This window comes from Herminiimonas sp., assembly GCF_030655415.1.
The window spans coordinates 336,854-362,176 of sequence record NZ_JAURVN010000004.1 but is presented as its reverse complement, the minus strand read 5'-3'; the positions used below and the strand labels follow the sequence as shown (position 1 = coordinate 362,176).

At 50.6% G+C, this 25,323-nt stretch carries 23 protein-coding genes and 1 other RNA gene; 19 read left to right on the top strand and 5 right to left on the bottom strand.

The genetic code is table 11. The annotated features are described in order from the left end of the window. Window positions 1-199 precede the first annotated feature (199 nt). Window positions 200-1,009, bottom strand: a complete 810-nt coding sequence (locus tag Q7T66_RS04305; RefSeq protein ID WP_304932064.1) for a class III extradiol ring-cleavage dioxygenase — start codon at window positions 1,007-1,009, stop codon at window positions 200-202. A gap of 122 nt (window positions 1,010-1,131) precedes the next feature. After that, the gene (locus Q7T66_RS04300) at window positions 1,132-1,455 is read right to left on the bottom strand and encodes a DUF3861 domain-containing protein (protein WP_304932063.1); all 324 of its coding nucleotides are present in this window, start codon (window positions 1,453-1,455) and stop codon (window positions 1,132-1,134) included. Between the two features lie 175 nt (window positions 1,456-1,630). On the opposite strand from Q7T66_RS04300, the gene Q7T66_RS04295 reads away from it, so the two are divergent. From Q7T66_RS04295 to Q7T66_RS04255, 9 genes are all read left to right on the top strand, one after another. Further along, a complete protein-coding gene (locus Q7T66_RS04295) occupies window positions 1,631-2,494 on the top strand; it encodes a LysR family transcriptional regulator (protein WP_304932062.1) in 864 nt (287 codons plus the stop codon). Window positions 2,495-2,863: 369 nt separating this feature from the next. After that, window positions 2,864-3,445, top strand: a complete 582-nt coding sequence (pilV, locus tag Q7T66_RS04290) for a type IV pilus modification protein PilV (protein WP_304932061.1) — start codon at window positions 2,864-2,866, stop codon at window positions 3,443-3,445. Then, window positions 3,442-4,443: a PilW family protein gene (locus tag Q7T66_RS04285; RefSeq protein ID WP_304932060.1), complete on the top strand. Its 1,002-nt coding sequence runs from the start codon at window positions 3,442-3,444 to the stop codon at window positions 4,441-4,443. Before pilV ends, Q7T66_RS04285 begins: the two co-directional genes overlap by 4 nt. Next, window positions 4,440-5,066, top strand: coding sequence for a pilus assembly protein (locus tag Q7T66_RS04280; RefSeq protein WP_304932059.1), 627 nt, complete (start codon window positions 4,440-4,442; stop codon window positions 5,064-5,066). The genes Q7T66_RS04285 and Q7T66_RS04280 overlap by 4 nt, the downstream gene beginning before the upstream one ends. Before the next feature lie 254 nt (window positions 5,067-5,320). Beyond that, window positions 5,321-7,249: a pilus assembly protein gene (locus tag Q7T66_RS04275; RefSeq protein WP_304932058.1), complete on the top strand. Its 1,929-nt coding sequence runs from the start codon at window positions 5,321-5,323 to the stop codon at window positions 7,247-7,249. A 5-nt stretch (window positions 7,250-7,254) separates the two neighbouring features. Then, on the top strand, window positions 7,255-7,704 hold the full coding sequence (locus tag Q7T66_RS04270; RefSeq protein WP_304932057.1) for a type IV pilin protein: 450 nt from the start codon (window positions 7,255-7,257) through the stop codon (window positions 7,702-7,704). Next, window positions 7,691-8,272: a GspH/FimT family pseudopilin gene (locus Q7T66_RS04265; protein ID WP_304932056.1), complete on the top strand. Its 582-nt coding sequence runs from the start codon at window positions 7,691-7,693 to the stop codon at window positions 8,270-8,272. Before Q7T66_RS04270 ends, Q7T66_RS04265 begins: the two co-directional genes overlap by 14 nt. Before the next feature lie 57 nt (window positions 8,273-8,329). Continuing rightward, on the top strand, window positions 8,330-9,421 hold the full coding sequence (gene ribD / locus Q7T66_RS04260; protein ID WP_304932055.1) for a bifunctional diaminohydroxyphosphoribosylaminopyrimidine deaminase/5-amino-6-(5-phosphoribosylamino)uracil reductase RibD: 1,092 nt from the start codon (window positions 8,330-8,332) through the stop codon (window positions 9,419-9,421). Between the two features lie 50 nt (window positions 9,422-9,471). Further along, a complete protein-coding gene (locus Q7T66_RS04255) occupies window positions 9,472-10,083 on the top strand; it encodes a riboflavin synthase (protein WP_304932054.1) in 612 nt (203 codons plus the stop codon). A 45-nt stretch (window positions 10,084-10,128) separates the two neighbouring features. Here Q7T66_RS04255 and Q7T66_RS04250 read toward each other — a convergent pair whose 3' ends face one another. Further along, window positions 10,129-10,374, bottom strand: coding sequence for a hypothetical protein (locus tag Q7T66_RS04250; protein WP_304932053.1), 246 nt, complete (start codon window positions 10,372-10,374; stop codon window positions 10,129-10,131). Window positions 10,375-10,426: 52 nt separating this feature from the next. Between Q7T66_RS04250 and Q7T66_RS04245 the strand changes: the two genes are divergently transcribed. From Q7T66_RS04245 to Q7T66_RS04225, 5 genes are all read left to right on the top strand, one after another. Continuing rightward, window positions 10,427-10,792, top strand: coding sequence for a hypothetical protein (locus Q7T66_RS04245; RefSeq protein WP_304932052.1), 366 nt, complete (start codon window positions 10,427-10,429; stop codon window positions 10,790-10,792). Window positions 10,793-10,957: 165 nt separating this feature from the next. Beyond that, window positions 10,958-12,070, top strand: coding sequence for a bifunctional 3,4-dihydroxy-2-butanone-4-phosphate synthase/GTP cyclohydrolase II (gene ribBA / locus Q7T66_RS04240; RefSeq protein WP_304932051.1), 1,113 nt, complete (start codon window positions 10,958-10,960; stop codon window positions 12,068-12,070). A gap of 142 nt (window positions 12,071-12,212) precedes the next feature. Then, window positions 12,213-12,701 (top strand): 6,7-dimethyl-8-ribityllumazine synthase, encoded by a 489-nt coding sequence (gene ribH, locus Q7T66_RS04235; RefSeq protein WP_304932050.1) that lies wholly within the window; start codon window positions 12,213-12,215, stop codon window positions 12,699-12,701. Window positions 12,702-12,786: 85 nt separating this feature from the next. Further along, window positions 12,787-13,257, top strand: a complete 471-nt coding sequence (gene nusB, locus Q7T66_RS04230) for a transcription antitermination factor NusB (RefSeq protein WP_304932049.1) — start codon at window positions 12,787-12,789, stop codon at window positions 13,255-13,257. Window positions 13,258-13,375: 118 nt separating this feature from the next. Then, a complete protein-coding gene (locus Q7T66_RS04225; RefSeq protein ID WP_304932048.1) occupies window positions 13,376-14,560 on the top strand; it encodes a pyridoxal phosphate-dependent aminotransferase in 1,185 nt (394 codons plus the stop codon). 98 nt (window positions 14,561-14,658) lie between these two features. Here the strand turns inward: Q7T66_RS04225 and Q7T66_RS04220 are convergent, their stop codons facing one another. Next, window positions 14,659-15,609: a lytic transglycosylase domain-containing protein gene (locus Q7T66_RS04220; protein WP_304932047.1), complete on the bottom strand. Its 951-nt coding sequence runs from the start codon at window positions 15,607-15,609 to the stop codon at window positions 14,659-14,661. A gap of 480 nt (window positions 15,610-16,089) precedes the next feature. On the opposite strand from Q7T66_RS04220, the gene ubiD reads away from it, so the two are divergent. Together ubiD and ffs are read left to right on the top strand one after the other, a co-directional pair. Then, window positions 16,090-17,574, top strand: a complete 1,485-nt coding sequence (gene ubiD / locus Q7T66_RS04215) for a 4-hydroxy-3-polyprenylbenzoate decarboxylase (RefSeq protein ID WP_304932046.1) — start codon at window positions 16,090-16,092, stop codon at window positions 17,572-17,574. A gap of 171 nt (window positions 17,575-17,745) precedes the next feature. Continuing rightward, an RNA gene (gene ffs / locus Q7T66_RS04210) (signal recognition particle sRNA small type) lies at window positions 17,746-17,844 on the top strand. A 155-nt stretch (window positions 17,845-17,999) separates the two neighbouring features. Here the strand turns inward: ffs and Q7T66_RS04205 are convergent. After that, window positions 18,000-18,455, bottom strand: coding sequence for a MarR family winged helix-turn-helix transcriptional regulator (locus Q7T66_RS04205; RefSeq protein ID WP_304932045.1), 456 nt, complete (start codon window positions 18,453-18,455; stop codon window positions 18,000-18,002). Between the two features lie 155 nt (window positions 18,456-18,610). Here Q7T66_RS04205 and Q7T66_RS04200 point away from each other — a divergent pair, with 155 nt between their 5' ends. From Q7T66_RS04200 to Q7T66_RS04190, 3 genes are all read left to right on the top strand, one after another. After that, window positions 18,611-19,753: an efflux RND transporter periplasmic adaptor subunit gene (locus Q7T66_RS04200; protein ID WP_304932044.1), complete on the top strand. Its 1,143-nt coding sequence runs from the start codon at window positions 18,611-18,613 to the stop codon at window positions 19,751-19,753. A gap of 113 nt (window positions 19,754-19,866) precedes the next feature. After that, on the top strand, window positions 19,867-22,968 hold the full coding sequence (locus Q7T66_RS04195; RefSeq protein ID WP_304932043.1) for an efflux RND transporter permease subunit: 3,102 nt from the start codon (window positions 19,867-19,869) through the stop codon (window positions 22,966-22,968). 250 nt (window positions 22,969-23,218) lie between these two features. Further along, the gene (locus Q7T66_RS04190; RefSeq protein ID WP_304932042.1) at window positions 23,219-25,282 is read left to right on the top strand and encodes a DNA polymerase III subunit gamma/tau; all 2,064 of its coding nucleotides are present in this window, start codon (window positions 23,219-23,221) and stop codon (window positions 25,280-25,282) included. The last annotated feature ends 41 nt before the right edge of the window (window positions 25,283-25,323 follow it).

The following is a 25,323-nucleotide window of genomic DNA, read 5'->3' as shown; positions in this document are numbered from 1 at the left end:
GGTGTTTGAGTGGTGTGCTGGTGATTAAAACCGGCAGGTAAAACAGTGTAATGCGCAGTGCGCGACGATTAGTTTAATCGTAACGATAGTAGTAGTAGCGCTGCTAGCAGGGCGCTGGCAGCGTACGAGGTAGTGCGGAATTGAAAGGGTGTCGAGGACATGCCGCTACTTTAGGTGATCGCGGCAGCCCTTGTCAAGTTTAGGCAATTTCGCCAAAGGCGATTGCCGAGACGACAACATTCATCACTGTGTCCTTGAATATACGTTTCCCTTTGTCGCTACCCGCTGCGCCAGCGGCGACCATCAACGGTAGCAAGTGATCCGGATGCGGCTGAACTTCTCGTGCATTCGGCGCATCTTGCCAATGCTGTAACAGCGCATTGCGCTCAGCCGCGTCCTGTTGCGCCATGTTCGCCAGCCAGTCGTCGAAATGTTCGGATGCATCCTTGAATGCCGGGTTGAAACCACGCATGTTATGAAAGCTCATGCCGCTGCCTACGATCAGCACACCTTCACTGCGCAAGGTTTGTAGTGCTTCGCCTGCGCGTATGTGCGTTGCCGGATCCAGTCCTTTTTTCATCGACAGTTGCACCACGGGTATGTCTGCATCTGGCGCCATCACTTTCAATGGAATGAAGACGCCATGATCCCAGCCGCGTTGTGTATCGACGCGTGCTGGCATGCCAGCTTCGGTTAATAGGTTTTGAACACGCGCAGCCAGTTCAGGCGAACCCGCTGCCGGATACGTCAATTGATAAGTGTGTGGCGGGAAGCCGTGATAATCGTAAATCAGCGACGGTTGCGGATGCGCGCCGACGGTAAATTCGTCCTCTTCCCAATGGCCGGAAATAATCAGGATCGCTTTTGGGCGTGTACCAACCGTCTTGATCAGATTGCGCAAAAAATCTGCCATGTGATCCCACATATGCGGATCGCCGGGCCAGTCCATGAAAAAACATGGGCCGCCGCCGTGCGGGATGAAGAGAGTGGGGAGTGTTTTTTTGTCCATGATATTTTTCCGTAATTTCTTTGAGGCACATACGTTGATGCACGCACCAAGTCTATTCTTCAGTTTAAAACGTGCGATTAAGTGTGGCCTTGAAATCATCAGCGATGAATGTGTGAACTAGCTCAGATCAAGGGCTGACTCTGACCTTCATGTGCGGCAGCGATGCGCTCCTTGAATGCGCCTATAAACTCTCGAAAAGCCGGTTGCAATTGTTCGAACAGCGGGTCTTTGCGATGTTTCAGCATGACTTCACCAAACAGTTTCATGCCCAGTGCCATGGCTGCAGCGGTATCAGCATCAGTTAACTGCGCGCCCTGTACGCGCTCGATGATATTGAACAGGTCGTCGTGATTGCCGACCTCAAATTGGACCGGCGCGTGCAACTCGCTGCCTGCATGTTTGCCGCCCAGGTACTCCAGTGTGACGCGATAATTGTGTGCACTCATTATTCAAACCTTTCCAAGTGTGGAGGAGGGCGCTTACCCGTTTGCTATCGGTAAATCCAAGTATTCGCACTCTCTTTCAGTATTCATACAATATAGTCGTCGATGTGGCATTGATAAATATGCTATTTTTATAAACATTGTCGTCATATTGTTGATAATGGATATTCTTAATTGCATGAAAACGTTTGTCGCCGTGGTGGAAACAGAGAGCTTCACCGGCGCTGGCGTGCGTCTGGATATGTCGAAGGCGCTGGTTTCCAAATACGTAGGCATACTCGAAGATCACCTCGGCACGCGCTTGCTTAATCGCACAACGCGGCGCCTCAGCTTGACGGAATCAGGCGTGGCGTATTACGAGCGCTGTTTGCAAATTCTGGCGGATGTTGATGAAGCTGAACAAATCGCAGCGCAGTCAGCCGCAATGCCGCGGGGCACGCTCAAGGTCGCGATGCCGGTTTCATTTGGTACTGCAAGAATTGCTCCGTTGTTGACTGAATACATGCGTCGATATCCTGAGGTTAAACTGGATATCGCATTGGCCGACAGGCGCGTTGATTTGATCGAAGATGGTTACGACCTCGCGATCCGCGTCGGCAACTTGCCTGAATCCGGTTTGATCGCACGCAAGTTGGCGACCGATCGGATCGTGTTGTGTGCCTCGCCTGCTTATGTAAAAGCGCACGGTGCTCCGCGAGTTCCGGAAGATTTGAAGCAGCACGCCTGTCTGAATTACAGCTACTCCAGCAATGGCGACGAATGGTTTTTCGGCACCGAAAAAAAACAATCCTCAGTACGCATCGATGGACCCATGCGTGCGAATAACGGCGATATGTTACGACTGGCGGCATTGGATGGCGCTGGTGTAATTTGGCAGCCGCATTTTATTGTGGCAGATGATTTGCGTGCTGGCCGCTTGGTAAAACTGATGAAAAATCATCCCGGTGTTGAAATTGGAATCTACGCGATTTACCCTAGCCGCAAACATCTGTCTGCGAAGGTACGGACCTTTGTCGATTATCTGGTTGCGTGCATGGCTTGATAGAGCAAACCTTGCTTCTCATGAAGTTCACAGAGGTTTACGCGAGTTGATATATCTATTTACAACTATGTAAATAATTAATTGGTCGTTGGTAGTTGGATGTCTGGGCGATATAGTGGCTCTGTCTCCTCCAACTTCTCAAGAATTGGATTCCGCCCGCTTCCGCAAGGATGGCGGGCTTTTTTTTGTGTTTTATCGATATGTCGCATTAATAAAACAACTCCCATATTGATGGGATACGAAAAAGTTAAAAATATTGCAACAATCAGGCCTGTTTAAAAATCGCTGTTCGCAAGAAGTTGTTCTGCACTTGTATTCCTGATCCCGTATTTCTGATTTTGTATTAATCACGTTGGCGGAAGGTATTGCATGAGATCAACCGAACATGGTTTTTCCCTGATCGAAGTATTGATCTCGGTTTTTATTTTGAGCGTTGGCGTTATCGGTGCACTCGGCATGCATCTGCATGCTTTACGTACGGCGCAGCAATCTGCATATCAAACGCGCGCTTTGTATCTGGGGGCGGATATGGCTGACGCTATGCGTGCCAATGCCGAGCAAATGCGTTTACCAGACAACGCGAATCCCTATCTGCAAGTCGATTATCAATCTTCCTCGGCATCTAGCCATTCAGGCACTCTTGCTTGTTATGGTTCTAACGGCGATTGCAATACACAAGAGCTGGCTAGATTTGATATCGATCAATTGTTGCAACATATTGATGCGGATTTTCCAGGTGGACGAGTACGCATTTGTCGCGATGCTTCGCCGTGGAATGCGAGCGCGAAGCGATTTGAGTGGGATTGTGCAATCGCATCAAACGCCTTGATGATTGCGCCGTTGGTGATCAAAATCGGCTGGCAAGAAAAGATCTTCAGTAATAAACCCTCTCAAGAAGATTCATTCATCGCACCGAGCATGGTGCTGGCCGTTACGGCCTATTCAAGATGAATACCTATGGTCGTACCACCAAAGTAAATATCTTTTTACATCAGCAGGGATGGACGATCACTGAACTGATGATCGCTATCACCTTGGGTTTATTCATTCTGCTCACAGCTACAGGTCTGCTTTTGTCCAGCAAGAGCGGTTATGTGATGCAAGATCAGAATGCCTCCATCCACGAAACAGGACGCTATGCGATGGAAGTGTTATCGCGCAATGTGCGTCAAGCTGGATATGAAAATTGGAATAGCGCCAGCATGCCGTCTCTCGCCGGCGCGGAGTTCAGTGCAAACGTGATGGGTATGGATGCCATGACATTAAAGAAAAACAGCGCTGGTTTGGAGGGTGCGACATCGGCTGATGTCGTCAATGGCAGTGACGTGCTTGCGCTACGTTTCTTTGGCGAGAGCACGTATGGCGAAGAGGGCGCGATTCTTAACTGTGCGGGCTTGGCGGTGGCTGGCCCTGCTTCTACTCAAACTGCTGATCAAGACCGTGGTTGGAGTATTTTCTTTGTGGCCAAGGACAGTACCGGCGAACCTGAATTGCGTTGCAAGTATCAATCGAAAACTAGTTGGAATGCGGATGCAATCGCGCGTGGCGTGGAATCATTCCAGGTTTTGTATGGAATTGATACGGACGGTAATGGTTCGCCTGACCACTTTCTAAATGCTGCCAGCATAGATGCGCTGGACGATAAATTATTGCTGATTGGTGACAATGCGGTTTCACGCGCAACTGACAAGATGCGCAAAACTGCCTGGAAGAAAGTAAGAGCGATTAAATTTTCCTTGCTAGTGCGTGGTTCGCAAACAGCGCGCGACGATGTACTTACGACGGAGTACAACCTATTCGGAACGGATTACAGTAAGGTGCATGCGACTACGGACAAAGGCGTGCGTATCAGGGAAGATGCCTTGCCGAGCGCAAGCAGAAACCGAATCAGGAAAATATTCACGCACACAATTCAGTTGCGGAATGATCCTGCTGGAAACGGTGTATGAACATGCAATTTTTCTATTTTCGACGCCACCAAAATGGTATGACTTTGGTAGCGACCTTGCTTATTCTGCTGGTAGTTTTAATGCTAAGTATTGCAGCGTCACAGATTGCTATACAAGGTGAGAAAACATCCCGTAACGATAGAGATCGTCAAATTGCATTTCAAGCGGCGGAAGCGGCATTGCTGGATGCAGAACTGGATATTGAACATTCGCCAGATGCTGGCAGATCGCGTAGCGATTTGTTTTCCAATGCCAGTGCAATTGGTTTCCCGAGTGAAGCAGGTGCCGCATGTGGAAATGGTGGGCAGAATCGCTATCTTGGCTTATGCCATCACTCGGAAATTGGCGCAGTACCAATTTGGCATATCGTTAATTTCATGGACGATGCCGAGAGTACAAACAGCTCCGTGCCGTATGGACGATTTACCGGACAGTTGTTTCACACTGCAAACGGTTCTTTGCCGCAAAAATTGCCGCGTTACATAGTCGAGCTGATGAAGTACAAATCGGCAGGAGCGCGTGCTGATGAAACCAGTTATTTCTATCGTATTACCGCAGTTGGATTTGGAGCGAGTGAGACGACACAGGTCGCATTGCAAACGGTTTATCGCAAGACGCATTGATGACACTGATGACGCGACATGCTGTCAACGTTAGTGCATGTATGGGATTGTTATTCTTTATTTTCTGTCGGCCTTCCCACGCCGCTGTGTCGGAAGTGGCAATCCAAACCGACCCGTTGACTAGCCTTCATTGCTCGACGCAGCCGTTAAACAGCTTGACCACTTCTGGGACAACAACCTCGGCGAATACCATTTCTGGCAATGGCGCTTCAATCTATCAAGCGGCATTTAATCCGCAGACATGGAGCGGAAGCTTGAAAAAATATCGCTTGGGATTTGATGCTTTTGAAGGTGCGATTCAGATCGCATCCAATGCTGAATGGGACGCCGCCGACATACTGACAGGCCTCGCACGGACTGCAGCAAAACCAGCGCCAGAAGCTCGCCATATCTACACATCAACGCTTGCAGCAAATCAGTCATCGCTAACGATTCCGTTTCTGTGGGTGCATTTGTCACTTGCGCAGAAAGCATTGCTGAATAACTCTCCTGTCAATGGCAGCACCGATCAACTTGGTGAAAAACGACTGAATTATTTGCGCGGCGTGCGTCAATACGAACTGGTGAATGCGGGCGGTATTTTTCGTCCACGTGATCGCATTCTTGGTGCGATTGTGCATGGTGTCCCGGTGTTTGTTGGGGCTCCATCCACCAGCCTACAAGATAGTGACCACCAAGCTTTCTATGATGCAAACAAGGGGCGCCGATCTGTAGTCTATGTGGGAGCAGCCGATGGCATGCTGCATGCATTTGATGCGATTAATGGGGAAGAACTGTTTGCGTATATTCCTCAAGCTGTATTCAAGAATTTGAGTGGCTTGACGCTGCCGAATGGCGTCTATCGTCCTTATGTCGATGGCGCGATTGCAGTAGGCGAGGCACGCGTTGATAATCAGTGGAAGACGATACTCATATCCGGTTTGGGTGGCGGTGCGCAAGGTGTATTTGCACTGGACGTAACGAATCCAGAGCAATTCGAAAATGGATTGGGTGCGCTATGGGAGTTTACCGATGCAGACGATGTAGATATCGGTAACGTTGTTGCTGCTCCGCTCATCGCTAAATTTAAAGTCAAGGTTGTTAAAGGTGTGGCCAGCTATCGGGATTTTGCTGTCGTCGCAGGTGGCGTGAATAGTTATAGGGATGACGGCGCAGGGAAATTTAATCCTCAAGCACCTGGCGCACTGTTCTTGCTGGCACTCGATAAAGCCAAATCGCAGCCATGGAAGCTGGGCACCAATTATTTCAAGTTTCTTATTCCGCTCGCTGATAAGAATCTAGCAAATGGTTTGATTGCACCCAGCATGACGCTTTCTGAAGATGGTGCTGTTAGTTATATTTATTCCGGCGACTTGCAGGGAAATATCTGGCGCTTCGATTTCAATGCTGGCGCGCCGTGGCCCAATGCGCTCGGCAGTGCTTCGACCAAGCCATTGTTTATTGCAATGGATCAGGCTGGGAACAAACAAGCCATTACGCAGAAAATACAAGTAGTCTATGCGCCAAATGGCGCTTATCTGCTGCTGTTCGGTACGGGTAAGTTCATGGAAGCTGCTGATATGGACGTCGCGCGTTTCAAAACGCAATCATTCTATGGCGTGCTTGATACGCTGGACGGCAAGACTGTCACGCGCAGCCAATTGCTAGAACGGAAGTTGGTGCCAGCTAGCTCTCACGCGAACGCGCTGGAAATCAGTGGCAGTGTGATCAAGTACGGTCTTTTCAGTAATAGCGATAAAGGTTGGTACTTCGATTTTCTGGATTCGAATAAAACCGGTGAGCGTAGTGTCAGCAGCGCATTGGTGAGGGATGGCAGCCTGTTCTTCAATACTCTAATTCCAAGTATAAATCCGTGTCATCCGCATGGCGGACGCTCGTATGTTCTCAATGCACTCACTGGCTTGCCTGCCTACGCAAACCTCAGTGCTTATTTAATAAGCACAAGCTTGGTGAATGCTCCGATGGTGATGGCCATAACGTCTGGACAATCTGATCGCGATGGAACGGGAAAGCGTCGCGTAAAAAAGAAGCTGGAAGTGCTTGATCCAGTTGTCAGCGAGAAGTTCGATACGACTTCGCCTCTTCCAAAACCTGCAACAGAAACTACAACAATATCCGGCCGACTGAGTTGGCGCGAAATCGTCAACTGGGTTGAATTGCGCACATCAGCGATTAAAAAATAGGAGGGATGATGACCTGCAAATGTATTCGTGGTTTCACGATAGTAGAACTGATGATCACGCTGATTATTATTGCGATCCTGGCCGCGGTTGCTTTCCCTTCCTATCAGGAATCGGTATTGAAAACCAAAAGAACGGAAGGACGGGCCGCGCTGATGAAGACCATGCAGCAGCAAGAGCGCTACTACTCGCTACATACTACTTACCTCACGTTTTCTTCTACATCTATCGATGCAAACGAAAAGAGATTCAGCTGGTTTTCTGGAGAGAATGCGCAAAGCAGCTTCTATGAAATAAGTGCGCAGTCATGCAAGGACAAGAGCTTGCGTGATTGTGTTTTGGTGACAGCACAGCCGGGAACCACCAAGGTCAATGTACATTATCGCGATCCAAAATGCGGCAAATTAAGCTTGAATAGTAGCGGCGAGAAAACGGCAGAAGCAGATGGCTGCTGGTAATACTAGTTCACTAATGCGGTCGGGATATCGGTCGCATAGTGAATCGCGTCATACAGGCTTCTCCATCGTTGAGTTGATGGTGATATTGCTGATTGCCGGCATTCTTATGATGATCGGTATTCCGAGCTATCAGGCGATGATACAAAACCATCGATTGATCACGGCAACGAATGCACTGTTTATGGCGGTTAATTTGACACGTTCAGAAGCAATACATCGCGGTGTACGCGTCGATATGGTGCCCTCCGGAGATGGTACGAAGTGGACCAATGGCTGGGTAATTTTTGTCGATGAAAACAATAATCAACGGCCCGACAAGAATGAAACGATGATTTATTCGCATGGTGAGTTGCATAGAGATGTAAGGATCACGCCCAGCTTCACCGATTCGAAAGTACAATATATTGCATACAACGGTACTGGCCGTACGCGTACCAATGCGAATAGTCAGACTTCGCAATCCGGGAACTGGCTGCTTGAAGCGGGCCCAAAATCGCGTAAGGTCGTAATCAATTTTCTCGGACGGGCTCGCGTATGCGATCCGGACAAGGAAGCTTCAAGCTGCTGACTTGTTTTGTCGCCGGGCCGTTGTATTCGTCATCCATCATTCTAGATAAAGACTCTCGTGGAAATTCATAGCGACGTGCAAGGGATACGCCTTGCATTGGAACTGGCAGCCAAAGGCATGTTCACGACGACGCCCAATCCGCGCGTCGGATGCGTCATCGTCAAGGAAAACCAAATTATCGGCACCGGCTACACGCAGCCGGTGGGACATGCGCACGCTGAAGTACAAGCGCTGAACGATGCCGCGGACAAAGGTTTCGATGTCGAAGGATCTACCGTCTATGTCACGCTGGAGCCATGCAGCCATCACGGTCGTACACCGCCTTGCGCCGATGCCTTGATCAGGGCGCGCGTAGCACGTGTGGTGGCCGCGATTGCCGATCCTAATCCGCTGGTGTCTGGCCAAGGTCTGGCGCGGCTGGAAGCTGCCGGCATACAAGTCGCATGCGGCGTACTGGAAGATGATGCGCGCGAAATCAATATCGGTTTTCTGTCGCGCATGCAACACGGCAAACCTTGGGTCCGTATGAAAAGCGCCGCTAGTCTGGATGGCATGACAGCGTTAAAAAATGGCATTAGCCAATGGATAACAGGTGATGAAGCGCGAGCGGATGGCCATTACTGGCGTGCGCGCGCTTGTGCAATTTTGACCGGCATCGGTACCGTGATGGAAGATGATCCGCAACTGACCGTGCGTGCAATCGACACGCCGCGTCAGCCGCAACGTATTGTCATCGATAGCAAATTGCAGATCAGTTCGCATGCGCGTGTATTAAGCGGTGGCGGTACGTTGATCGTTGCAGCAGAAGAAAATCCGGAAAAAGAAAAAGCTCTGCGCGATCTCGGCAACGAAGTAATCGTTTTGCCAAATGCCAGTGGCAAAGTTGATTTGCAGGCGCTAATGCTGGAACTGGGACGGCGCCAAATCAATGAGTTGCATGTGGAAGCCGGTTCCAAATTAAATGGCTCGCTGATACGCGAAGGTTGCGTCGATGAGTTGCTGGTTTATCTGGCACCTACTTTATTGGGCGATGCACATGGCATGTTCAATTTGCCAGTAATCGAATCGCTGGAGCAAAAGAAAAATCTGACTTTTCATGAGGTCAAGCAGATAGGCGCCGATTTGCGTATCCTCGCTCGCTTCAGCTGATTATTTTTGCTTAAAAACTCTTACTTATTTACTTTTAATTAAATACCGCCATGTTTACAGGAATCATCGCCGCAGTCGGCAAAATCACCGCAATCTCTCCACTAGGCGACGACGCTGCCGGACATCGTTTGACTGTGCACGCTGGCGGTTTACCGCTGGCAGATGTCGCATTAGGCGATTCGATCACATTGAATGGTGCATGCATGACCGTGGTGAGCAAAACAGATAGCGCGTTCGACGTGGATGTCTCGCGTGAAAGCTTGAATTGCACCGCAGGCCTGGACGCTATTGGTGAAGTTAATCTGGAAAAAGCCGTCACCCTGTCAGAACGCTTGGGCGGTCATCTGGTATCCGGTCACGTAGATGGCTTGGGCACCGTGCAAAAGTTCGAACCTGTAGGTGAATCCTGGTTGTTGGTGGTGGATGCACCGAGAGAGTTGGCGAAATTTATCGCGGTAAAAGGTTCTATCGTCATCAACGGTGTGTCGCTGACAGTCAACACTATTGAGGATCACGCCAGCACCTGTGCATTTTCTGTGAATTTGATTCCGCATACAGTGCAAGTCACGACACTCAAACATCTGAAGGTCGGTAGCAAGGTCAATCTGGAAATCGATTTGATCGCGCGTTATGTGGAAAGAATGCTAGCAGCGGCAAACTAAATAATTGGCCGTTACGCTATGGACGCAAGAGCAGAGTAGTCATGCTTAACCGCGGCTGATCTCAACGCGAGCTACACCATCTAAAACTGAATATTCGCGCAGCATAAACTTGCTCGGCAAGGAATAGCCTTGGCTGGCATCCCTGTGTTGATTTCTTAACAAGTGCGAACTGAGCACACTCATTAATTTTAAACATAAAGGAATCATTTTGGATAACACAAAATCTGGCGAGAGCGCTCCTGAATCACCCCTCAAATCGGCGTTGTTCATTTTGATTGCAGTGACAGTCATGTATTTTCCTTTATCAATCTATTTCGACCTCCCGCTTCCATTTGGAGACAACGTGTTGGAGAAGTCATTGCGTCCAGGTGAGAGCAACAAGGATCAGTTTGCTGCGTTCACGGACAAAGGTGGTCTTCAATCCGAGTCGTCGTGGAAGGGCTACGGGGTCAAGTCTGTCAATACGCGCTATCACGAAAACGGCAAATTAGAGATCGCAGAGATCACCCTTGGGACCAAAATGGTTGGTCGTGATCCAGCAACTTTGGAAAATTTAAAAGTCAGCCTAGCTCCGGTATGCGGTTCCAAATGGCAAGCAAGTACCGAAGGCAATTTAAGCATGTTGAAGACGGAAAGAAAGGGTGTGGAGTGCACCTTGCAATATCAAGGCGATGAAACAGAAGTTGTCTTGGCCAAGCGGACGCTGTAATTTATTCGTCTTGCCCATTCGGCGGGAATCCCGTTTTCGCTGCCATAGTGCTTTTATATAAGCGCTGCATGGCAAAGCGGGTGTTTACTTTGGTGCCAATCGCACAATTGCCGGTCTGACAGGCGGCAAATCCTTTAAAATAGCGGCCTATTCCGAGAAACCGCTATGTCCATTTCATCTACCTTAGAAATCGTTGCAGAATTGCGTGCCGGCCGTATGGTCATCCTGGTCGATGAAGAAGATCGTGAAAACGAAGGCGATCTTGTGATGGCGGCCGAGTTTGTCACACCGGAAGCGATCAATTTCATGGCCAAGTTCGGCCGCGGTCTGGTCTGTTTGACATTGACCGAAGAGCGCTGTGATCAACTTGCTTTGGCGATGATGACCTCGCGTAACGGCACCTCGTACGGTACCAATTTCACTGTATCTATCGAAGCCGCCGAGGGCGTGACGACAGGGATTTCCGCTGCGGATCGCGCTAAAACTATTCAGGTTGCTGTCGCCAAGAACGCCAAGCCGATAGATATCGTTCAGCCTGGCCATATTTTCCCTTTGAAAGCGCAAAAGGGCGGTGTGCTGATGCGCGCCGGGCATACCGAAGCGGGTTGCGATTTTGCTGAACTCGCTGGTTTGACACCAGCTGCGGTGATTTGTGAAATCATGAAGGATGACGGCACGATGGCGCGTCTGCCAGATTTGATCGAATTCGCCAAAGAACATGATTTGAAAATCGGCACGATTGCCGACCTGATCCACTATCGTAGCCAGAATGAAAGCTTTGTCGATCGTATCGGGGAACGCACGATGGAAACCGTGCACGGTAGTTTCCAGGCGGTGCTGTATCGCGACAAGCCTAGCGGCGGCGCGCATCTGGCGCTGGTGCATGGCGAAATCGTACCCGGTGAAGAAACCTTGGTGCGCGTGCATCAGCCGGTTTCCATCCTCGACCTGCTGGAAACCAAGGCGACCACTCATTCGTGGAATATGGCTTCGGCGATGGCTGCGATCAAGCAATCCGAGCGCGGGGTGATGGTTTTGTTGAATTGCGAAGAGTCGGCCGATGAGCTGTTTTCGCAATTTGAAGCACTGGCCAATCCTGATATTCGTCCTCAGCAGCGCGCGGCGCGTATGGATTTACGTACCTACGGTATCGGTGCACAGATTTTGAAAGATCTGTCTGTGTGCAAAATGAAGCTGCTGGCGAACCCACGCAAAATGCCATCGATGACAGGCTTCAATTTGGAAGTAACTGGTTATCGGGCAACACCAGAGAACTGATTGTTCGTTCAATTTTTGCAAAATTAGTTAATTAAATCAAGAGACAAGCTGGTATTTCAACAAGATTGAAATGCAGTAAAGTTGAATCAATAATTAAATCAGTAACAATGTATCCAGCGCTTTGCGCATGAAGGGAAATACCATGACAGTTGGCACCTACGATATGAATTTGGCAGGAGAAGGTTTGCGGATCGGCATCGTGCAAGCGCGTTTCAATCAAGACGTTTGCCACGGTTTGCTGGCATCTTGCCTGGCCGAGCTGAAGCATTTGGGTGTAGCAGACGAAGACGTCTTGCACGTCACGGTCCCGGGCGCGCTGGAGATTCCTTTGGCTCTGCGCAAAATGGCTGAAACCCTACAGTTCGATGCCTTGATCGCCATCGGAGCAGTGATTCGCGGCGAGACTTACCACTTTGAATTGGTATCGAATGAATCCGGCGCAGGCATCACACGCGTCGGTCTCGATTTCGGCTTGCCGATTGCGAATGCCGTATTGACGACCGATACTGACGAACAAGCGGAAGCACGCATGGCTGAAAAAGGTGCCGATGCGGCCCGTGTCGCTGTCGAGATGGCGAATTTGACCATTGCGCTGGAAGATCTGGCCGACGCTGGCGACGCAGAAGAGTAATCGTCCGCCTTAATTGTTTTATCGCCTGCTTGCAGTGCGCGCTTTTTAACCTTTTTGCGCCTTCTGAAATGAAGTGCGGTGAGCCATGACCCAAAAAACCGACCACGCTAATCCAAGCAAAAACCGTACGCCGCGTCATCGCGCGCGTGAATTTGCGTTGCAAGGCCTGTATCAATGGCTATTGAACAACGAAGACGTACGCGTGATCGAAACGCATATTCGTCAGGCGCATGGCTTCGACAAGGCTGATGCTGAGCATTTCGATGCGCTGCTGTACGGCACCGTCAAGCAAGTCGGTGAATTGCGTGCAGGTCTGTCGCCTTTGATCGATCGCGAGATTGCGCAATTGTCGCCAGTCGAGCATGCAGCGTTGTTGATCGGGGCCTTCGAACTGAAGAATCACATCGAGATTCCATACAAAGTTGTCATCAACGAAGCAGTCGAGTTGACCAAATCCTTCGGCGGTATTGATGGCCACAAGTATGTGAATGGAGTGCTGGATAAATTTGCTGCAAGCGTGCGTGAGCCTGAGATCAACGCCGGTCGCAAGGGATAATTCGGCGTTTGCCGACTTCATTCTTATCCAGGCGGATTGATCCAACGCCGATAGTACAAACATCGCCACCTGGTTTCCATCATCGGACACAGGTGGCGGTTTTCATTGAGGAACTAGCTTGTCTTCAAACCTGACTCAACTCGCATCTCGTCTCGATAACATCGCGCCTTTCCATGTCATGGAATTGGCAAAGATGGCCGCTGAACTGGAGCGGCAAGGGCGCCATATTATTCACATGGGTATAGGCGAGCCGGATTTTACCGCTGCGCCTTCGGTGCAAGCAGCCGCGGCGCAAGCCATGGCGGACGGCAAGATGCAATACACGTCGGCAACTGGCTTGCCTAAGTTGCGTGCAGCAATTGCCAAACATTACCGTGATAAATATGGCGTTGAAGTTACGCCGTCGCGCATCATCGTGACGGCCGGCGCTTCCGGCGCTTTGTTGCTGGCTTGCGCGGCGTTGGTGGAGAAGGGCGCGGAAGTGTTGATGTCCGACCCTTCGTATCCATGCAACCGACATTTTGTCGCCGCTTTTGACGGCACCTCTAAATTAATAGAGAGCGGTCCCGAGCATCGTTTTCAATTATCGGCACAGATGGTGAGTGAAAACTGGAGTGAGCAAACTTGCGGCGTCTTGCTGGCATCGCCATCGAACCCGACCGGTACATCAATAGCAGAAGATGAATTACGGCAGATTGTAGAGGTCGTGCGTCAGAAGGGCGGCTTCACGATCGTTGACGAGATTTATCATGGCTTGCGTTACGATGCCGCGCCATTTTCTGCGCTCTCGCTGGGCGATGATGTGATTGTGATCAACAGCTTTTCCAAATATTTCAATATGACGGGCTGGCGTTTAGGCTGGCTGGTAGTGCCAGAAGCTTTGGTGCAGCCTATCGAAAAATTGGCGCAGAATCTGTTTATCTGCCCATCCAGTTTGGCGCAGCACGCTGGCGTGGCCTGTTTTGAGCCAGAAGCGACTGCTGTTTATGAAGAGCGTAAGGCCGAGTTCAGGCGTCGTCGCGATTACATCGTACCCGCGCTGGAAGGGTTGGGCTTCAAAGTGCCTGTGATGCCGGACGGCGCATTTTATGTGTATGCCGATTGCAGCGCTTTGTCTGATGACGCGGATAGCCTGACGATAGCGATGTTGAATGAGGCGGGAGTGGTGATGGTGCCGGGCTTGGATTTTGGCCCATCGACTGCGCGCCAATATATCCGTGTGTCATATGCGACCTCGATGGAAAATCTGCAGGAGGCGGTAGAGCGTTTGCGGGTGTTTTTTGAAAAGCGCGGCAAAGCCTGAAACTCATCAATATGTAGAAATCGAAAGACTGGAAAATAAAAAAGGAGCCGAGGGCTCCTTTTTTTACGACGTCATTTAATACTTTGGTATCGAATAAATTACAGCGAAGTGTATTGCGCGACATTCGCCTGACGACGTGCGCGATCTTCGAGTGCTGTCTTTTCGTTGTTGATGTCAGCAGTTTTTTCCGGTACGGCATTAGGAATAGGCTGGATGCGTGGCGCTGCACGGCTTGCCATTGTGGCAAAAGCCGATACGCGTTTGCCGCCAGCAACTGCTTTCAAGCGATCGTATTCGCCTAAAACCTTTGCGCCGTAACCGTCGTCGCTATCCATTGCTGCTGCGCCTACATAGCGTTTCAGGCCAGCTTCAACTGAGCCGCCACGTGCTACATATTCTTTCAGGATCAAGGCGCCGACACGGATATTGGCGACTGGGTTCAAGGCAGCGCGAGTGCCGCCCATTTCAGCAAATTTATCGTGGTGCACTTTTGACATGACTTGCATCAGGCCTTGCGCGCCGACCGGGCTTTCTGCAAATGGATTGAAGCGCGATTCGATAGCCATCACTGCCAAAATCAACAAAGGATCAATTTGGACTTCTTTGCCAGTCAGGTAGGCTGCAGAAACCAGCATATTGGTAGCGTCATTAGCGACGCGATAGCGTTTGGAGATCCATTGCGTCACGCGTTGCTGTTGCAAGTCGGTGCCTATCATGGCGTTGTTGCCAGTGGATACGCTCGCGATTGCTTCTTCGGTGTCGGCAGCGCCGGCTGCTTCATCCATCAGATTGGCCATAGCTGGCATTTCTTCAGGTGCTGGTGATGCAACGGCTTCGCTGAATGGCGACAGAGCTTGAATACGATCTGCAATTTCTGGCTTGAAAAACATCAAGGCGAGAGTGGCAATGGCAGTCAGGCCCAAAGCCATTACTGCGTTACGTCCTGTTGAAACTAGACGTGTGCTGCGGACGGAGATCGCTTTTGCGATCGCCTGTCGTGCTGATTGGTTGGCGACTTGACGCATCGCCGTGTTGATTCGATTTAACATGCAAAACTCCAGGATTGACGCGGCAAATAAAGGGCTCCACTACAAATGACGCTTATCTGTAGAACCCTGCACATGCCGTGAATCAGAGAAATCGCTTACTGTCGCGTGTCGCGTACTGCAAGCGTCGGAGTTGATTACTTATCGGGCGCGCATCGTATGCGGCATGCCCTTGGCAAACAACTTTATTCGGGGGGAAGGCAGAAGCCTTTGCAAAACACTCCTAAAATGTCATGTGGGACCCCGATCCCGTGAAATGAAGAGGGTTTCTTTTCTGCCCGGTTTGGTGTTCAAATACGGGCCTGCTCTTCAAGTTGCGCGAATTGTAGGAGGCCGTTTATATCAAGTCAATACTATAAAAACGAAATTCTATTACTTTTAAGTCTTAAGTTTTCACTGCTAGTCCGGTAAAACCTAAGTGAATCAGGTACTTGGCCGTTTTATTTGAAAATTCAAGTGCACTGTGCAAAATGGCGAAAAAATATGAAATATTCAGATTTACGCGACTTTATTTCTCAGTTGCAACAGATGGGCGAACTTAAGCGCATAAACATGCCAGTTTCGCCGTATTTAGAGATGACGGAGATCTGCGATCGCACTCTGCGTGCCCAAGGCCCGGCACTTTTGTTTGAGCAGCCTACCGGCCATAAAATTCCCGTACTCGGCAATCTTTTCGGTACGCCGCAGCGTGTTGCCCTCGGAATGGGGGCGACCAACGTCAGCGAATTACGCAAGATCGGTCATGTGCTGGCGATGCTGAAAGAGCCGGAACCACCGAAGGGATTCAAGGATATGTTGGGTCTTGGATCATTGGTGAAGTCGTTGTGGGATATGGCTCCCAAAGAACGTAGCAGCGGTCCATGCCAAGAAATCGTATGGGAAGGCAATGACGTTGATCTGGCGCGACTGCCAATTCAGCATTGTTGGCCCGGCGATATCGCGCCTCTTATTACATGGGGTTTGGTGATTACCAAAGGTCCGCACAAGAAGCGTCAAAATCTGGGTATATATAGACAGCAGATTATTGGCCGCAATAAAGTCATCATGCGCTGGCTGGCGCAACGCGGTGGCGCGCTGGATTTTCGCGAGCACAGTATTGTTAATCGCGGTCAGCCTTATCCGATCGCGGTCGCTCTCGGTGCCGACCCCGCTACTATATTAGGAGCAGTCACGCCGGTGCCTGACAGTTTGTCGGAATATCAATTCGCCGGTTTGCTGCGAGGCAGCCGGACCGAACTGGTCAAGGCGATTGGTAGCGAATTGCGCGTGCCAGCCACAGCAGAAATCGTGCTGGAAGGGCATATCTATCCAGATGAATCGCATCCGTCCGGCTACGAGCATGCGCTGGAAGGTCCGTATGGCGATCACACCGGCTATTACAACGAGCAGGATTCTTTCCCTGTCTTCACGATCGACCGCATCACGATGCGGCGCGATCCGATTTATCACTCTACGTATACAGGCAAGCCGCCGGATGAGCCGGCCGTATTGGGCGTGGCGCTGAATGAAGTCTTCATTCCGCTACTGCAAAAGCAGTTTTCAGAAATCCTGGATTTTTATCTGCCACCTGAAGGGTGCAGCTACCGGATGGCGGTGGTGCAGATCAAGAAAGCCTATCCCGGCCATGCCAAGCGCGTCATGTTTGGCGTCTGGAGTTTCTTACGTCAGTTCATGTACACCAAGTTCATCATCGTGGTCGATGAAGACGTGAATATCCGTGACTGGAAGGAAGTGATCTGGGCGATTACCACCCGCGTCGATCCAACTCGCGATACGACGCTGGTTGATAACACGCCTATTGATTATCTGGATTTTGCTTCGCCAGTCAGTGGCTTGGGTAGCAAGATGGGTATCGATGCAACGAATAAATGGCCGGGCGAAACCAGTCGCGAGTGGGGCACCACGATACAGATGACTGATGAGGTCAAGAAGCGCGTTGATCAGATCTGGCAAGAACTGGGAATTTAAGCGGCGATTTAATCAATGCAGTAGTAGGGCATTGTTGAAATGCCGACGAACTAAAGGGCCGCTTGAAAGAGCGGCCCTTTATATATGAATTAGTATTTTTCTGAAAAATTGCAGTGATGCAGCAGCACATTCCTGCAGCGCGCTTCTTTCTTTGCTGTTAAAATTCGTCTCGGCGGGCCCCTGCGCATTGCGGCATGGCCAACCTGGTCAGGTCGGGAACGAAGCAGCCACAGTCATTTCCTGCAAGTGCCGCAGATCAGGCTCGCCTCTTATCTTTTATATGTATAGCCAGACATCTCGTTGCTATACATTTCAAATTTCTTCTCAAAGTAACGTCTATATAGACAGTCACAAGAGTTGAGTTTTTCCAAGCTAAATGATTTAGTCGGCTCTGTGATTCTCTAATTTATACAATTCAGCTTGTACTAATCCGGCAGTAAATTACTTTTCATTCTGCGCATCACCTGCGTACTGCTTTCGATCTCGCTAATCGACAAGCCTTGCATCATCTCCGCCCGTAGTTCTTTCGATAATTTCTCGATAATTTTCAATTGCTCGTTGGCCTTGGGCGTCAATACCGCGTATTTACGTCGCTTGTCGTCGCTCGATGCGGTGCGCTGTATCCATTCTTTATCTTCCAATATGTCGAGCAGGCGAACCAGTGTAGGGCTTTCGATCCCGAGCTTGCGCGCAAGATCTCGTTGCATCAAACCTTCTGGATGTCTATGCAACTGTAATAGGACTTGGCGTGTCGAAAGGTTCAGGCCGAACGGTTTGAGGCGCTGGTTCATCTGATAACGCCAGGCGCGCGAGATGTCGCCTATGGTTTGTCCGAGTTCGGTTTGGTAATCGGTCAGATCGGCTTGAGTGTTTGCTGTCATTTGCGTCAGCCTGTTGCGATGAATGATAATTGGCATGTTAAGCTAGCAGTTAGTATAGCTAACGAATTGATGCTTGGTAACGTTGGCACTTGCGCTTATTTTCATGAATTGCTTTTTGTGCAGTTCATTTCACCTGATCACACTAAATAGTCAGCATGCAACAAACGAAAAAATATCTTTTGATAGGCTTGGCAGTCGTGGTGCTTGGTGGCGCTGCTTATCTGTCTTTGCGCGGTCCCGCAGAGAATGGCAAAAAATCTGATAACGTGCAAATCGTCAAAACGGCGATCGCCGAACAAAAGACGATTCCGATCAAGGTTTTGGCAAACGGTTATGTGACAGCGATTAATACAGTCGACGTGCGGCCTAAAGTACAGAACATCGTGCGCACCATCCACGTCAAGGAAGGGCAGTTCGTCAAAGCCGGCCAATTGCTGTTTACTCTGGATGAACGCAGCGATAAATCGAATGTGGCAAAAGCACGCGCCGAACTCGCCGCCGGCCAATCGGATTTGGCCGATGCCGAGCTGACGCTGAAACGGAATGAAGATCTGCTCGCGCGCAATTTTGTTTCCAAGGCAGTGGTTGATACTTCGCGCAACAAGGTTGAATCCTTGCGTAGCGCCGTCAAGGCAAATCAGGCAATTACAGAATCCAGCAATATCGCGCTAAGCGATAATCGCATTGAAGCGAGTATTTCTGGCCGCATCGGGATTATCAGTGTGCATCCAGGCAGTCTGGCGCAGCCTTCCGGCGAAGCGATGGTGACGATTTCTCAGCTTGATCCGATTGCTGTGAGTTTTACTTTGCCTGAGCGTGAGTTGGCCAATATCACTGCGACTTATCCGCAAGGGAATGCACCCGTTAAAGTACAAATACAGGGGCAGCCGGAAATAACCGGCAAGTTGATCTTTATCGATAACACTGCAGATACCCAAAGCGGCACGATCCGCATGAAGGCGCAATTCGATAACGCATCGCAAAAATTATGGCCGGGCACTTTCGTCGCTGTGAATATGGTTTCGCGCAATGTGACGGATGCCGTGCTGGTGCCAGCGCAAGCGGTAGTCACCGGGCCGGAATATAAATTCATCTACGTGGTGCAGCCAGATGAAACGGTCAAGGAACAAAAGATTGAAGTCGTGGCGATTGAAGATGGGCAAGCCGCGGTCCTTGGTCTGGCTGCCAATGCGCGGGTTGTGGTTGAAGGATCGCAAAATCTGCGCGCTGGTGGAAAAATCAGCGAGGCCAAAGATAAATCACCTGCTGCTGCAAACTCGTCGGTTCCAGTTCATTAATATGTCGCATCCCAAGTTCGCAGCTTGCGCCAACATTTTCTAAATGCTGGCGCATGTTTTTTACCTGCACCTTAAATTGATCAACACAGTGTTATTGCCCGGCTGATTATCCAGTGAACATTTCCGAACTTTGTATACGTCGGCCGGTCATGACCGTGCTCTTATCGATCGCAGTAGTGGTGATCGGTATCTTTTGTTATTTCAAGCTGCCGATTGCGGCCTTGCCTAGTTACGACACGCCGATTATTAACGTCACGGCATCCTTGCCCGGTGCCAGTCCGGAAGTCATGGCGTCGTCTGTCGCCACGCCGCTGGAAAAACAATTTTCCACTATTGCCGGCGTTGCCACCATCAGTTCCAGTAGCACTCTCGGCAATACGTCCATCGTGTTGGAGTTCGATCAAAATCGTGACATTGATGCCGCTGCAGTAGATGTGCAAGCAGCATTGCTGCGTGCCCAACGCAGCTTGCCGGACGAGATGAATGACTTGCCGGCATACCGCAAAGTCAATCCCGCCGATGCGGCAATTTTGTTGCTGTCGCTGACGTCGCCATCGATTTCTTTATCCGATCTGAACGACTATGCAGAAAACCTGATTTCGCCATCCTTGTCGACGATTGAAGGTGTGGCGCAGGTTCAGGTATACGGTCAACGACGCTATGCAGTGCGTATCAAGGTCAAGCCAAATGAACTTGCCGCGCGCAATATGACGCTGGATGAAATTGCTACATCGTTGCGCGCCTCGAATGCCAATTCGCCAGTCGGTGTACTGGACGGTCCGCGCCAAACGCTGACTCTGCAGGCGAATGAACAACTGAAAAATGCCGAAGCATTTAGCAATCTGGTCATCAGCAGCACTAACGGACAAACCACACGTTTGAAAGATGTCGCGATAGTCGAAGATAGTGTGGAATCGACCAAGAGCGGCAGCTGGGTTAACGGTCAACCTTCGATTGTTCTCGCTGTGCAGCGTCAGCCGAATGCAAATACGGTTGCTGTAGTCGATGGCGTCAAACGCACATTGCCCGCATTCAAATTGCAGATGCCAGCGTCCATCGAATTACAGGTTTTGAATGATCGTTCAGTCTCAATACGCGAGGCGATTCATGACGTCAAACTGACTTTGGTATTGACCATCGCATTGGTGGTGCTCGTGATCTTCCTGTTTTTGAAGCGACTGACCGCGACTCTGATTCCAGTGTTGTCATTACCGATTTCTCTGATCGGTTGTTGCGCGCTGATGTATTGGTTTGGTTACAGCCTCGACAATATCTCACTGCTCGGCATCACGATTGCCGTCGGGCTGGTGGTCGATGACGCGATCGTCATGCTGGAAAACATCGTGCGGCATATAGAAGACGGCATGGATCCTTTGGCCGCAGCATTGAAAGGTTCGCGCGAAGTCAGCTTCACGATTATTTCGATTTCAATTTCTCTGGTCGCCGTCTTTATTCCTATCTTTTTCATGCCGGGCGTAATCGGTTTGTTGTTCCATGAATTTGCCGCCGTGGTGTCATTGGCAGTGATGGTTTCGGCAGTCATGTCATTGACGCTGGTGCCGATGATGTGCAGCCGTTTGCTTAAGCATGAAAAACAGGATGGCACTGGTCACGCACCGGAAAAAGAAAACTGGTTGAGTCGCAATTTCGAGAAGGGCTTCAATCGCGTACTCGACAGCTATACACGTGCGCTTGATTGGTCGCTCGCACATAGAGTCTTCATGTTGTGGGTGGCGGCCGGGACGTTTGTGTTGACCGCGTTTTTATTCATCACGATCCCAAAAGGTTTTTTCCCATCTGAAGATATCGGCCAAATTAGCGTCACGATTGAAGGTCCGCAGGATGCGTCTTATCCGACCATGGTCAAAATAGTGACGGCAGTTTCCGACATCGTTCAAAAAGATCCGAACGTGGCAACCTCGACGGCGCGTGCGCGCGATAGCAATGTCGGCAATATGTTTATCGGCTTGAAACCGCGCTCCGAACGCGCGTCCATGGATAAAGTTTTAAGTGATTTACGTCGCAAGGTGAAAGCGGTGCCAGGCGCGACGGTTTATCTGATGCCGGTGCAGAATTTGCGATTAGGCGGGCGTAGTTCCAAGAGCCAGTTTCAATACGTTTTACAAAGCGTGCGTGCGGAAGAATTGAACACCTGGGCCGACAAAATGCAGGCGCAGATGAAGGCAGATGGTTCTTTCATTGATGTCACCAGCGATTCCCAGTTGAAGGGTTTGCAGGCAGTGGTGGAAATCAATCGCGATCGCGCGAATGAGGCGGGCGTCGGCATCGCCGATATTCGTACCGCGCTTTACAGTGCATACGGTGACCGCCAGGTTTCGACAATTTATACCAGCAGCAATAGTTACTCGGTGATCATGCAGGATGACAGCGCGGGTATGCAGGATGAATCGACGCTGGGTAAGATTTATCTACGCAGCAAAACCGGGGCGCTAGTGCCCTTGTTAAGCGTAGCGACGGTCAAGCGTACTGCGGGTCCAATCTCGGTCAACCATCAAGGCCAATTGCAGGCGATTACGCTGTCTTTCAATCTGGCACCGGGTGTACCACTTGGTGATGCAACCAAGAAGGTGGATCAGATCAAGAATGCGATTGATTTCCCTGCCAGCATTACAACCAACTATGCCGGTGATGCCGCGGTATTCCAGTCTTCACAAAGCAGTCAAATTGCCTTGGTCGTGTTGGCGCTGGTCGTGATCTATATTTTGCTCGGCGTTTTGTATGAAAGCTATATACATCCGGTCACGATTCTTGCAGGTTTGCCTTCTGCTGCAGTTGGCGCCTTGCTGACACTACGCATCTTTGGTTTTGAATTGACGATGATTGCGGTGATCGGGATTTTGCTATTGATCGGTTTGGTGAAAAAGAACGCGATCATGATGATCGACTTTGCACTGGCTGCGCAGCGCGAACAAGGTATGACGCCGGCAGAAGCAATTCGGACCGCGTGTATTTTGCGCTTCCGACCTATCATGATGACGACGCTAGCGGCCGCCGTGGGCGCGTTACCGATTGCTCTGGGTTTAGGTGCTGGCGCAGAGTTGCGTCAGCCTTTAGGTTTGGCTGTGGTTGGTGGCTTGCTGGTATCGCAAGTAATCACGCTGTTGATTACGCCGGTGATTTATCTTTATCTGGATAGATTCAGCGGCGATGGTCCGTTGCAGATTACATCTGAGCAGGAATTGGCCGCACGCTGACTGTTGGTATAAGCAGCGCTTCATACTTTCGTAGATGTGCTGCTTATACCAACGCTCGCCAAATATTTTATACACGTACGGCGAGTATTATTTTTAGTACAAGCAGGCGTGTATTTTTTCTGACTTTCAAGCAATTTTCTGAAGAATTATCAAGCTCTGGGCAAGGAAAACAGCAACACTGTAAATCTGCTGCCTTCGTCAGGTAAAATGCGGTTTGCGTCTTCATTTGCTTTTATCCAGATCGGCCCTCATGTCCTATCAAGTTCTTGCCCGTAAATATCGTCCGAAAAGCTTCGACACGCTAGTCGGGCAGGAGCACGTCGTGCGAGCCTTGACGCATGCGCTGGATAACAAGCGCTTGCACCATGCTTATCTGTTCACCGGTACGCGCGGCGTCGGCAAAACCACCTTGTCGCGGATTCTGGCGAAAGCATTCAATTGCATAGGTCCTGACGGCAACGGTGATATCACGGCGACGCCTTGTGGCGTGTGTGATGCTTGCGTGGCGATCGATGCAGGTCGTTTTGTCGACTATATCGAAATGGATGCTGCATCTAATCGTGGCGTTGATGAAATGGCGCAATTGCTGGAGCAAGCGGTCTACGCGCCATCGAATGCGCGCTTCAAGGTCTACATGATCGATGAGGTGCATATGCTCACCAATCATGCGTTCAACTCGATGTTGAAAACGCTGGAAGAGCCGCCTGAGCACGTCAAATTTATTCTCGCGACTACCGATCCGCAAAAAATTCCCGTCACCGTTTTATCGCGTTGCCTGCAATTCAATCTGAAGCAAATGCCACCCGGCCATATCGTCGCGCATCTGGAGGATATTCTTGGCCAGGAACAAATCGAATTTGAAACACCCGCATTGCGCTTGCTGGCGCAAGGCGCGCACGGCTCCATGCGTGATGCGCTGTCGCTGACTGATCAGGCGATTGCGTACGCCGCCGGCAAAGTCACGCTTGAAGCGGTGCAGGGCATGTTGGGTGCGCTGGATCAATCATTTCTGATTCGCTTGCTGGATGCCTTGGCGCAAAAAGATGGCGCTGGTTTATTGGCAGTGGCCGATGAAATGGCAACGCGTAGCTTGTCGTATAACGCAGCTTTGCAAGACTTGGGTTCGCTCTTGCATCGCGTCGCGCTGGCGCAAACAGTGCCGGCTGCATTGCCGGATGATTTGCCTGAGCGCGAAGATGTATTGCGTTTGGCAGGATTGTTCGATGCCGAAGAAATCCAACTTTTTTATCAAATCGCCGTGCATGGTCGTAATGAATTGGGATTGGCGCCGGATGAATACGCCGGCTTCTCGATGACCTTGTTGCGCATGCTGGCTTTCCGTCCGGGCTTTGGTCCGGCAGAAGCCAAGCCGATGGCACCACCTGCGCAAACAGCGCGCCCGGCCGCATCCGCTGCGATGGCTGCCGCCTCCGCTCCTACGGCTCCGGCCGCGCGTCTAAGTGCAGCACCGCAAGCAGTGACAACCAGTGCGCCGGTAGGACGTCCCGCTGGCGCCATGAGTCCGGCACGCGCCGCTTTGGAAGCAGCACGTTCTGGCATGAAAGTGCCACAGCCTGCAGCTAGTTATACTCTGGCCGCGCCGGCAGTAGCGGCACCTGCTGCTCGTGCTCCAGTTTCTGCACCAGCAGAAAAATCAGTGGCGATAGACATGCCACCTGCGCCGCCGTGGGATGATGAAATGCCGGCAGAACGCGGCAGCGCCAACGACGAATTTTCCAGCCCCGCTCAAAAAAAAACTGAACCGCAATCTGGACGCTCAATAGCGCCTGCGAATACAGCGGCGGCTGTTGCCGATTCAGCTAGCGCAAACTCGGCATCAACTCAGCAGCCAGTTCAGCAACAAGCCGCGGCAGCATCAAGTTCGCCAGTGCGTCCATTTACTTTACATCCAGTCGCGTCCTTGAATTGGGATGGCAACTGGCCTGCACTTGCTGCAATTTTGCCTGTGCGTGGTGTGGCCCAACAATTGGCTTTGCAGAGTGAGTTGCTGAAATGCGGACCAACGGCAGAGAGTGATCAGATTCAATTCGATTTGCTGGTTGCGGTGGATGTCTTGCTGGCCAACGGTAGTGCGGAAAAACTGACTGCCGTTTTGTCAGAACATTTTGGTCAAACCGTGCGTTTGCAAACCAAGATTGGGGCGGTAGAACATACCGCCAGCGCCGCTGCGATGGCTGATCGTGCCGAACGGCAGAGCGAAGCAGAACAATCGATGCACGATGATCCCTTCGTACAAAAATTAATGCGTGAATTTGGCGCAACTATTGTGCCGGGCTCGGTCAAAGCAATCTGACATTGAATATATAAACGCTATAACCGCGCGCAAGCGCAGTA

Excerpts from the sequence above, each read along its gene's own strand:
- Q7T66_RS04205 (WP_304932045.1), bottom strand. The coding sequence starts at position 18,455 with ATGACAGCAAACACTCAAGCCGATCTGACCGATTACCAAACCGAACTC.
- pilV (WP_304932061.1), top strand. The coding sequence starts at position 2,864 with ATGAGATCAACCGAACATGGTTTTTCCCTGATCGAAGTATTGATCTCG.
- Q7T66_RS04200 (WP_304932044.1), top strand. The coding sequence starts at position 18,611 with ATGCAACAAACGAAAAAATATCTTTTGATAGGCTTGGCAGTCGTGGTG.
- ubiD (WP_304932046.1), top strand. The coding sequence starts at position 16,090 with ATGAAATATTCAGATTTACGCGACTTTATTTCTCAGTTGCAACAGATG.
- Q7T66_RS04270 (WP_304932057.1), top strand. The coding sequence starts at position 7,255 with ATGATGACCTGCAAATGTATTCGTGGTTTCACGATAGTAGAACTGATG.
- Q7T66_RS04295 (WP_304932062.1), top strand. The coding sequence starts at position 1,631 with ATGAAAACGTTTGTCGCCGTGGTGGAAACAGAGAGCTTCACCGGCGCT.
- Q7T66_RS04255 (WP_304932054.1), top strand. The coding sequence starts at position 9,472 with ATGTTTACAGGAATCATCGCCGCAGTCGGCAAAATCACCGCAATCTCT.
- Q7T66_RS04285 (WP_304932060.1), top strand. The coding sequence starts at position 3,442 with ATGAATACCTATGGTCGTACCACCAAAGTAAATATCTTTTTACATCAG.
- Q7T66_RS04280 (WP_304932059.1), top strand. The coding sequence starts at position 4,440 with ATGAACATGCAATTTTTCTATTTTCGACGCCACCAAAATGGTATGACT.
- nusB (WP_304932049.1), top strand. The coding sequence starts at position 12,787 with ATGACCCAAAAAACCGACCACGCTAATCCAAGCAAAAACCGTACGCCG.
- Q7T66_RS04250 (WP_304932053.1), bottom strand. The coding sequence starts at position 10,374 with ATGACTGTCACTGCAATCAAAATGAACAACGCCGATTTGAGGGGTGAT.
- ribH (WP_304932050.1), top strand. The coding sequence starts at position 12,213 with ATGACAGTTGGCACCTACGATATGAATTTGGCAGGAGAAGGTTTGCGG.
- ribBA (WP_304932051.1), top strand. The coding sequence starts at position 10,958 with ATGTCCATTTCATCTACCTTAGAAATCGTTGCAGAATTGCGTGCCGGC.
- Q7T66_RS04300 (WP_304932063.1), bottom strand. The coding sequence starts at position 1,455 with ATGAGTGCACACAATTATCGCGTCACACTGGAGTACCTGGGCGGCAAA.
- Q7T66_RS04305 (WP_304932064.1), bottom strand. The coding sequence starts at position 1,009 with ATGGACAAAAAAACACTCCCCACTCTCTTCATCCCGCACGGCGGCGGC.
- Q7T66_RS04265 (WP_304932056.1), top strand. The coding sequence starts at position 7,691 with ATGGCTGCTGGTAATACTAGTTCACTAATGCGGTCGGGATATCGGTCG.
- Q7T66_RS04190 (WP_304932042.1), top strand. The coding sequence starts at position 23,219 with ATGTCCTATCAAGTTCTTGCCCGTAAATATCGTCCGAAAAGCTTCGAC.
- Q7T66_RS04220 (WP_304932047.1), bottom strand. The coding sequence starts at position 15,609 with ATGTTAAATCGAATCAACACGGCGATGCGTCAAGTCGCCAACCAATCA.